Origin of the sequence: Enterobacter cloacae complex sp. 6730903, from assembly GCF_048283985.1 — a bacterium.
In the GTDB taxonomy this organism is placed as follows: Bacteria; Pseudomonadota; Gammaproteobacteria; order Enterobacterales; family Enterobacteriaceae; genus Enterobacter; species Enterobacter hormaechei_C.
On the sequence record NZ_JBLVXX010000152.1, the window covers coordinates 1 to 670 of the forward strand.

Genomic DNA, 670 nt, shown 5'->3' on the forward strand with positions numbered 1-670 from the left:
TGTATGTGGTGGTTGCTTCAGTGACTGCCGTAAACGATTTGGCGCCGGCCTGGCAGATCCTAACGCAGCAATTCTCGACTTTGGCGGCTTTCCGGCAACCGTTCTCTTCACCCGATAATCGGACATAGCAATGAATAAAACCATATTTGCAGCTATCCGTGCTCATGCGCTGGAGGAATCCCCGCGCGAGAGCTGCGGATTCGTTATTCAGTCTGGCCGGCGCCAGCGCTATATTCCTGTGCCAAACACCCACGAAAATCCAACAGAGCATTTCCGCATCGATGGCGAGCATTGGGCGAACGCCGAAGATATCGGGACGATTGTGCGCGTCATCCATTCCCATCCTGGCGATGGAGCAAGGCCGATTCCATCCGATCTGGACCGCCAGCAATGCAACAACTCCGGTGTGGTCTGGGGTATTTACGCGCCGGATAGCGACGAATACGCTGAGATAATGCCGGAGGCGGTACCCCTTATCGGGCGTCCGTTTATCTTGGGCTCAAATGACTGCTGGGGACTGGTAATGGATTGGCATGCCACCCAAGGCGTGAAGCTTAACGATTTCCGCGTTGATTACCCATGGTGGGAAAGCCAGTACCCGGACAACCTGTATTTCGACAACTGGGAGCGGGAAGGGTTTGTCGAATGCGACCCGTCGCCAGGCTGTATG

General features: G+C 55.2%; 1 protein-coding gene. It reads left to right on the forward strand.

Annotation, left to right across the window (positions count from 1 at the left end):
• Positions 1-130: 130 nt before the first annotated feature.
• The coding region (locus ACNQ0W_RS25300; RefSeq protein WP_417933305.1) for a C40 family peptidase at positions 131-670 on the forward strand (540 nt) is incomplete at its 3' end.